Raw genomic sequence first — 8650 nt, 5'->3', positions numbered from 1 at the left:
TTCGTCCTCTCCCAGAGGTCCCAAAAAACCTGCTAAAAAGGAGCCGTTTAATCCGAAGCATCCCCATGTTGCCACCGCTCGGCTCCTCAAGCAAAAGGAGAACAAACGTTCACCTTAACAGGGGTACCCCCTCACCCTGGCCCAGCAGATCGTCGCGCTGCTGGGTTGGGAAGAGGTTACTCCGGGACGCGCAAGTTAATAAAGTCCCAACGTCATTCCCGCGCAGGCGGGAATCCATCATGGAGTAGCTATTTTAGCTGGTACTTATCTGGGGGCGAATCCCTTAATCAACTCCGCGCAGCTTGCGGGTGTTGTCAAACAGGCTCTGGGCAAACCCGTCAAGGCGTTGGGAGAGCTTTTCATCGGTCAACTTGCCCTGGTCATCAAAGGCCTGCCACGCCTGACCGATCGCCACCTGTTCCGGAATCACCCAGCTATGAACCCAGCGCAGAATGGTGCGCAGATCGTTGAGGGCATTGTTGTTCGACTGGCCACCCAGGATGCTGATCGCCCCAGCCACTTTGCCATCGAGCTGCTCAAAGCTCATCAAATCGAGCGCATTTTTGAGCACGCCGCTAACGCTGCCGTGGTACTCCGGCGTCACCAGCACAAACCCGTCAGCCTCCAGAAAGGCCTGCTGCAGCCGGGCCACGTCGGGATGATTGGGATACTCTTTGCCGCCGTGGCAGAGGGGCAAATCCATCTCGCGCAGGTCGAGTTGCTCAACCTCGGCCCCCAGGGCGCGCAGGCGATCGCAGGCCAGCCCCAGCGCCAGCTGACTGTACGAGTTGGACCGCAGACTCCCGGCAATACCTACAAACTTCACCATTACACATCTCCCAACTGCTTACTCATAATCGTTATGACTTCAAGTTAATGAGGTTTACGGCATTCTGTCAAGGGCAGGGGGCGATCGCAAACCTAAGCCCCAGTCCCAAGCCCAACAATTTTTCGGCCCATCCCGACCCGAATTGGCTATAGTGGCGGCACAGCAACCCTCCTTTGTTTGCCGGTTGTGTTTGGAGGTTGCCTTGGGCAAACCCACACCAGAGTCTCTGCAGCACATGGGGGCGGCCAGCCTGACAGCCTCGACGGCTTTTCCCCTCTCCCCACTCACCATTGGGGGCGAAACTATTCCTCGCGGCAGGCGAGTGCGACTTGACCTGCCGATCGCCCGCCTCACCACCGGCACCATGATGTCGCTGCCGGTGACGGTGATCAGCGGCAAAAAGCCGGGGCCGCGCCTGTGGCTAAGCGCCGCCATCCACGGCGACGAGCTTAACGGAGTTGATATTATTCGTCGGGTAGCGAAGGCGCTCAGGCCCAGCCGCCTGAGTGGCTCAGTGATCGCGGTGCCGGTGGTGAATATCTTTGGCCTACTAGAGCAGTCGCGCTACCTGCCCGATCGCCGCGACCTGAACCGGTCGTTTCCGGGCTCTAGCCGGGGGTCGATGGCCAGTCGATTGGCGGCCCTGTTTATGCGCGAAGTGGTCAGCCAGTGCACCCACGGCATCGACCTGCACACGGCGGCCATTCACCGCATCAACCTGCCCCAGGTGCGGGCCGACCTGCAAGACCCAGCCACCTACGCCTTTGCCAAAGCCTTTGGTGCCCCGGTCATTATCCACGCCTCTCACCGCGATGGCTCGCTGCGCCAGGCCGCCGCCAAGCGCCACATTCCCACCCTGCTCTACGAAGCGGGCGAGGCGCTGCGATTCGACGAAGCGGCCATTCAAACTGGGGTAGACGGCATCTATCGGGTGATGGCCTACCTGGGCATGGTCGCCCCTATCGATACACCGCCACCACCCACGGTAGAAGCGCAACAAACTCGCTGGGTGCGGGCCTCTCGTAGTGGCATTTGGCACCGCTGTATAGCGTTGGGTGACGAGGTCAAACAGCGCCAGCCCATGGGGTTTATCAGCGATACCTTTGGCGATAAGCCGGTGCAGGTGCGCAGCCCCATAGCGGGTATCGTCATTGGGCACGGCCAAAATCCGCTGGTTAACCAGGGCGATGCCTTAGTCCACGTCGCTAGCCAGAAGGCAGAGGCCGAACAAGAACAGTAGGATGAGCAAAATTACCCGTGCCCATTCTGCCAGCCATGCAGCGATTTACCCAGCTTTTTCAGGATATAGATGCCACTACCTCGACCAATGAGAAGGTGCGATCGCTACAGGCCTACTTTCAAGCCGCCGACCCCGCCAACAAAGTCTGGGCGCTCTACCTGCTGCTGGGCAAAACTCGCCGCCGCACGGTAACGTCGCGGGTGCTGCGAGATGTGTTTCTGCAAATTTCCGACATTCCCGAATGGCTGTTCAAAGACTGCTACGCCCAGGTGGGCGACTCAGCAGAGGTAATCGCCCTGCTGCTGCGCGATGTAGATTTGGCGGGGCAGTCCCCTAAAAATAGCGCTGTTCCCGGTAGGGGCAAACGGCCGTTTGCCCCTACCGAGGTTGATGGCGATGCTCAATCCCGTTTCCCCAATTCCATCCCCTTGCACCAGTGGATGGAGGAAATTATTCCGATGGTCAAGGCAATGGAGACCGACGACGAACGCCGCGATCTAATCGTTTCCTGGTGGGCAGCGCTGGATAACACCGAGGTTTTTGTCCTCAACAAAATTCTCACCGGAGCCTTTCGGGTCGGCGCATCGGCAAAGCTGGTGATCAAAGGTCTCGCTGCCGCCACGGGCATCTCAGAACCCGTGCTGACCCACCGCCTGATGGGCGAGTTTACCCCCACAGTCGAGTTCTATGCCAACCTAACCAGCGAGGAAGCAACGCAGAATGCCCCCAGCCAGCCCTACCCGTTCTTTCTGGCCACGTCGCTGGACGAAGCCAAATTTCAGAGCGAAGACTTTGAGCGCTGGCGGGCCGAGTGGAAGTGGGACGGCATTCGCGCCCAGGTGATCAAGCGGGACGACCAGGTATTTGTCTGGTCGCGGGGCGAAGACCTGGTGACGGCTCAGTTTCCTGAAATAGAAGCAATGATGGCGACCTTTCCAAACGGCATTGTGATGGATGGCGAAATTCTCTGCTGGCAAGACAATAGGCCGCTGTCGTTCAACCATCTGCAAAAGCGCCTGGGCCGCAAGAAAGTCAGCAAAAAGGTGATGGAGCAAAACCCGGTGCACTTCATCGCCTACGATCTGCTGGAGTTCGGCGGCGTGGATATCCGGGAGAAAAGCTGGGGCGATCGCACCCAATCCCTCACCACCCTATTGGCCGTGCACACCGCCCCCAACCTCCACCAATCCATTCCTTTAGAGTTCCACTCCTTTGCCGAACTGGCCGAATTGCGCGAAAACTCCCGCCAGCAGGGAGCCGAAGGGCTGGTGGTAAAAGCGATCGATAGCCCCTACCTGGTGGGCCGCAAGCGCGGCTACTGGTGGAAGTACAAGGTTGACCCCATGAGCCTCGATGCGGTGCTGATCTACGCCCAGGCGGGCAGCGGCAAGCGGGCCAACCTGTTTACCGACTACACCTTTGCCCTCTGGCAGGGCGAAACTCTGGTGCCCTTTGCCAAAGCCTACAGCGGGCTAGACAATGCCGAAATCGACGCCCTAGACAAGTGGATTCGCCGCCACACGACGGAGCGGTTTGGGCCGGTGCGATCGGTCGAGCCAGTTCACGTTTTTGAGATTGGTTTTGAGGGTATTGCAAAATCAACCCGCCACAAGTCGGGCATTTCGGTGCGCTTTCCCCGCATTCTGCGCTGGCGGCAGGATAAACCTGCGATCGAAGCCGATACGTTAGAATCGGCCCAAGCCCTGCTGGAACTCTTTCAATAAACGGTTTGTGATATGCCTAGAGCCGCCATTATCCAGGCCGATCAGTCTTATACCTTTGCAGATTACTTTAAGCTCAACTTTGCGCCACAGGATATTTTGGCGTATTTTGGCGTTACGCTGCAGCGGCAGTCGTTGACTTTGCCCCGCCACGCTGGCTCCCTCGATCGCTTAACTGACCTCAAAACCCGCATTGAGGAAAGCCTGCCCCGTCTAAGCCTAACTAGCGAAATGGCCCGCCGGGAGTTTTTGATTGCCCCAGTGCTAACCGATGTGTTGCACTACACCCAGGCGACTCTCAATGTGGAATACCCCGTAGCGGTGAGTAATCAGCTCAAAGGATCGCTCGATTACTTGTTACAAAATGGCGATACGTTTTTGGTAATTGAGGCTAAAAACGAAGATCTGGAGCGCGGTTTTGTGCAGCTTGCAATTGAATTAATTGCCCTTGATCAGTGGATCGACTCAGATCAAACCGTTCTGCAAGGGGCTATTTCTACAGGCAATATCTGGCAGTTCGGCCAGTTCGATCGCAAGTCTCGCCATGTCACCCAAGATCTCAATCTCTACCGGGTACCCGCTGACCTAGAGGATCTGCTCCGCATTCTGGTTTATGTCCTTACGTCGTGACCCTGTATTTTGATGGGCCGTTGTTACGCGCTGACCTTGGCTACCAGGTAGACCAGGGGCGATCGCCACTGCACGGTCTTGCCCTGGAGCTGCCGCTGGCAACTCTGCTGAATGGTGGCAATGTCCTTCTCCAATAAATGCTGAGCCAGCTGATCGCGATAGCTGGGTGGGGTGCCGCCAGACGCAAACCACCGCTGTAGCAGCGCCGAAGACACATAAATGCTGCTGTGCAGAATGTCTTCAGTGAGCTGAACGGTAAACCCTGCTTTGCGAAAGAGGGTTTGTAGGGTGTCGGCCTGCCAGTTGAAGCGGGGGTCGGTGGTGGAGTGGGCGATCGCCTCGTCGGCCTGGTGCCAGCGCTTGACCAGCGCCTTGCTCAAACCGCTGGCATCTACCAGGTCCGAGATGCGCTGGCTGTGGCGGGGGATGGTTTCGGCCAGCACCACTACCCCCTCAATCGCCAAAAACGCCTGCACAATCTCGATGAAGCGATCGCGATTGACCACCTGGCTAAAGGCATTGCGGCCCACAATTCGCTCGAAGCGCACCCCCGGCGTGTGCGCCTCCAGGTAGGCCGCCAGGGCCTCAAAGTCGGCATGGACCAGTACGGGGCGGATCAGTTCGGACAGCTGAGCCGCCTGTTCTGCCAGCGCCACCTGATCTTGGGCGGTGTGCACACGGGCATAGACACCGCCCTCGGGCACCCGGCGCAGGGCCTCCCAGGTGAGCAGCCCCGTGCGGGCGTTGAGGTCGAGAATGCGGTGGTGGCGCTGGGGCGGGGCCAGCTCAAAAATGCGATCGCGCACCTGCCCCAGCTGCTCACCTGCCTGGCTGAGGGTGCGCTGCAGCCAGCGATCGCGGGCTGGGTCGTCGGGGCTGTAGGTGAGCGATTCCGGTAGGGCACCGCCGCCGTCGACCATCGCCGCTAGCTGGGCCTCGCGCCGCTGGGCCACCTGGGTCTGAACGCTCGCCTCGTAGCCCTGGTCGGAAGGCTGGTAGAACACCTGCCCCTGCAAGCCGCTGGGCAAATACTGCTGCTCGACCCAGTGGTCGCGGTAGGCGTGGGGGTACAGGTAGCCTTTGCCGTGGCCAAAGCCTTTGCTGTCGCGGTTGCCGTCTCGCATGGGGTTGGGCACCTCCGCTTCGCGCTCGTGCTCGACGGCGGCTAGGGCGTCAAAAAAGCCCATGGTGCTGTTAGATTTAGGCGCGGTAGTTAAATACAGCGTCGCCTGAGCCAGGGGGTAGCGCCCCTCGGGCATGCCCACCCGGTCGAAGGCGGCGGCGCAGCTGGTGACGACAGTAACGGCGTGGGGATCACCCAGGCCAATGTCTTCGCTGGCCAAAATCACCAGACGGCGAAAGATAAAGCGGGGGTCTTCGCCCGCGTAGACCATGCGGGCCAGCCAGTACAGGGCCGCATCGGGGTCGGAACCGCGCACGCTTTTGATAAAGGCGCTGATGGTATCGAAGTGGGCATCGCCCTCTTTGTCGTAGAGCACCGCCCGCTGCTGAATCGAGTCTTCCGCCACCGCCAGGGGAATGTGAATGTGGCCCGATTCGTCGGGGGGCGTGGTTTCCACCGCTAGCTCCAGGGCATTGAGCAGGGCGCGGGCGTCGCCATTGGCGACGTTCACCAGGTGATCGATCGCATCGGGTTCGAGCTGAATGGGGCGATCGCCGTAGCCCCGCTCTTGATCCGCCAGCGCCTGCTCCACCACCCGGTACAGGTCTGCGGCCTCCAGCGGCTTGAGCTGAAAAATGCGCGATCGGCTGACCAGCGCCTTGTTGACCTCAAAGAAGGGGTTCTCGGTGGTGGCCCCAATCAAAATCACCGTGCCGTTTTCCACCCAAGGCAGCAGCGCATCCTGCTGGGCTTTGTTAAAGCGGTGCACCTCGTCGACAAACAGAATCGTGCGCCTGCCGTACTGACCGCGCAGCTCCTGGGCGGCTGCGATCGCCTCCCGAATATCTTTTACCCCCGCCAGCACCGCATTCAGCGCGATGAAGTGGGCGCTGGTGGTGTTGGCAATGATCTGGGCCAGGGTGGTTTTGCCCGTACCAGGTGGGCCAAAAAAAATCAGCGAGGAAAGCTGGTCGGCCTGAATGGCTCGCCGCAGCAGTCGCCCCGGCCCGACGACTGCATCTTGGCCAATGAATTCATCAAGGGTGCGGGGTCGCAGCCGCGCCGCCAGGGGGGCATCGCGGGCAATCTGGGCCTGGCGGCTGTGGTCAAAGAGATCCATCGGGGTAGGGCTGACGAAACACCCCGGGCGGCGATCGGGCCGCACCGTTGATCTATAGTACTGCCGAGGCCCTAGGCTATGCCCCCAGATGGCCGCTGGGCCGATCGGGTTAGCCTCGGCTGGGGCCTTAGCTGAGCCATTGTGCGGCAATAGGGCAATTTCACACTGGCTGAACCAGCGTGCATTCCCTTAGCCTTTCAGCAGCCGCAGGCCGCTCAGGGTGACCATCACCGTGGAGCCTTCATGGCCCAGTACCCCCAAGGGCAAGGTCATGTCACCAGCAAAATTTAGGACTAGCAACACCACCACAAAACTTAGGGCAAACACAATGTTTTGCTTCACCACGCTCTGGGCACGACGGCCCAGCCGAATCGCGTGCTCTAACCGCTCCAGGCGATCGGCCATCAACACAATGTCAGCGGTTTCTAGAGCAATATCGCTGCCGGCGGCTCCCATGGCAATGCCGACGGTCGCCTGGGCCAGGGCAGGAGCATCATTGATGCCATCCCCCACCATGGCGACGGTTTGATACTGCTGCTGGAGTTGGCGAATCACCTCGACTTTATCTTCGGGTAGCAGTTCAGCGTAAACCTGATCGACGCCGACCTGCTGGGCAATGCTGTGGGCGGTGCGCGGGTTATCTCCCGTCAGCATGACCACCTGCTCCACGCCCAACTGTTTGAGGCGCGCCACGGCCTGGGCGGCGGTGGGCCGAACCCTGTCAGCCACGGCAATCAGCCCCAACAACTCTCCGGCCTGGGCCACCCAGATCACGGTTTTGCCCTCCGACTCCCACTGCTGACTGGGTTCCACCAGATTACTGGGAACGTCTTTCACCTGGGTTTGAACAAAGGCGGCTTTGCCCACCACCGCCCGGTAACCGTCTAGGTCGGCGGTGATACCTAGCCCAGCCTGAGCCTGCCCATTCGTAGCTGACGGCCAGGTCAGGTCTTGCTGACAGGCAGCCTGCACAATCGCTTCTGCAATAGGGTGTTCTGACAGGCTCTCCAGCGCCGCTGCCACCTGTAGGAGTTGGGTTGGCTCGGGCTGGGTCGCCAGCACATCTACCACCTGAAGATTACCCGTGGTTAACGTGCCGGTTTTATCAAAAGCGATCGCCCGAATGCGCCCAATTTGCTCTAGCTGGGCTCCGTTTTTGAACAGAATACCCTGGCGGGCTCCGTTGGCAATGCCCGAGAGCAACGTCGGCATAATCGAAGCCATCAGCGCACAGGGGGAAGCTACCACCAGAAAAATCAGCGCCCGATAAATCGTTTCCTCCCAAGACCAGGCCAGCAGGAAAGGCGGTAGCGTGCTCAGCAGAATTCCGGCGATCACAATCACCTTGGCGTAGCCCCGCTCAAACCGCTCAATAAACTGCTGGGAGGGGGGCGCTTCCGTCTGGGCCTGCTGCACCAGCCGAATCACCCGCTGAATTAAGCTGCTTTCTGGCGGTTGATGGATATTCAGCCGCAGTGCCCCGTGGCCATTTAGCGTACCGGCAAAGACCTCATCCCCAGCGGTTTTCTCTACCGGCACAGATTCCCCGGTAATCGAAGCCTGGTTGAGGGTACTGGCTCCTTCTACCACCACGCCATCGGTGGGCACCAGTTCCCCTGGTTTAACCAAAATGCGATCGCCAACCTGGAGGCTGGCAATGGGTACGGTGTGCTCTTGACCCTGATGAAGCCGTCGGGCTGTATCTGCCGTTAACCCCATCAGCCCCTGAATACTGCGCTCGGTGCGCTGCATAGCATAGCCCTCCAGGGCTCCACTGATGGCGAAGATCAAGATCAGCACGGCCCCATCCACAATCAGGTAGTACTCTTGCCGCCACAGTCCCAGGCTGGCTGCACCCAGAGCCGCTACGATCATCAGCAGGTCTACATCCAGTTCTTGCTCTTGCAGCAGGGTGGTCAAGCCTTCGCGGGCACTGTCGAACCCACCGATGATGTAAGCCGCCGTCAGAATCAACAGAGCCCCGCCC

Annotated in this window: 6 protein-coding genes; 3 read left to right on the top strand and 3 right to left on the bottom strand. The window is 59.7% G+C overall.

The window, feature by feature from the left end; translation table 11 throughout:
• Nucleotides 1-283: 283 nt before the first annotated feature.
• Nucleotides 284-829: an NADPH-dependent FMN reductase gene (locus tag IQ273_RS26405; RefSeq protein WP_194026119.1), complete on the bottom strand. Its 546-nt coding sequence runs from the start codon at nucleotides 827-829 to the stop codon at nucleotides 284-286.
• A gap of 235 nt (nucleotides 830-1064) precedes the next feature.
• Between IQ273_RS26405 and IQ273_RS26400 the strand changes: the two genes are divergently transcribed.
• From IQ273_RS26400 to IQ273_RS26390, 3 genes are read left to right on the top strand one after another with little or no spacing between them, the layout of a single operon-like run.
• A complete protein-coding gene (locus tag IQ273_RS26400; RefSeq protein WP_194026121.1) occupies nucleotides 1065-2069 on the top strand; it encodes a succinylglutamate desuccinylase/aspartoacylase family protein in 1005 nt (334 codons plus the stop codon).
• A 35-nt stretch (nucleotides 2070-2104) separates the two neighbouring features.
• Nucleotides 2105-3793 carry an ATP-dependent DNA ligase gene (locus IQ273_RS26395; RefSeq protein ID WP_194026120.1) on the top strand — a complete coding sequence of 563 codons (1689 nt, stop codon included), beginning with the start codon at nucleotides 2105-2107 and terminating at the stop codon, nucleotides 3791-3793.
• A gap of 12 nt (nucleotides 3794-3805) precedes the next feature.
• On the top strand, nucleotides 3806-4420 hold the full coding sequence (locus tag IQ273_RS26390) for a hypothetical protein (protein WP_194026118.1): 615 nt from the start codon (nucleotides 3806-3808) through the stop codon (nucleotides 4418-4420).
• 23 nt (nucleotides 4421-4443) lie between these two features.
• Here IQ273_RS26390 and IQ273_RS26385 read toward each other — a convergent pair whose 3' ends face one another.
• Both IQ273_RS26385 and IQ273_RS26380 read right to left on the bottom strand, forming a co-directional pair.
• Nucleotides 4444-6663, bottom strand: a complete 2220-nt coding sequence (locus IQ273_RS26385; protein ID WP_194026117.1) for an AAA family ATPase — start codon at nucleotides 6661-6663, stop codon at nucleotides 4444-4446.
• 189 nt (nucleotides 6664-6852) lie between these two features.
• Nucleotides 6853-8650: heavy metal translocating P-type ATPase (locus tag IQ273_RS26380; RefSeq protein ID WP_194026116.1), on the bottom strand; the 1798-nt coding region annotated here is incomplete at its 5' end.

The organism is Nodosilinea sp. LEGE 07298 (assembly GCF_015207265.1).
In the GTDB taxonomy this organism is placed as follows: domain Bacteria; phylum Cyanobacteriota; class Cyanobacteriia; order Phormidesmidales; family Phormidesmidaceae; genus Nodosilinea.
Note: the sequence above shows the minus strand (reverse complement) of the source record. Positions and strands in the feature narration are given on the sequence as shown.

Excerpts from the sequence above, each read along its gene's own strand:
- IQ273_RS26390 (WP_194026118.1), top strand. The coding sequence starts at position 3,806 with ATGCCTAGAGCCGCCATTATCCAGGCCGATCAGTCTTATACCTTTGCA.
- IQ273_RS26385 (WP_194026117.1), bottom strand. The coding sequence starts at position 6,663 with ATGGATCTCTTTGACCACAGCCGCCAGGCCCAGATTGCCCGCGATGCC.
- IQ273_RS26405 (WP_194026119.1), bottom strand. The coding sequence starts at position 829 with ATGGTGAAGTTTGTAGGTATTGCCGGGAGTCTGCGGTCCAACTCGTAC.
- IQ273_RS26395 (WP_194026120.1), top strand. The coding sequence starts at position 2,105 with ATGCAGCGATTTACCCAGCTTTTTCAGGATATAGATGCCACTACCTCG.
- IQ273_RS26400 (WP_194026121.1), top strand. The coding sequence starts at position 1,065 with ATGGGGGCGGCCAGCCTGACAGCCTCGACGGCTTTTCCCCTCTCCCCA.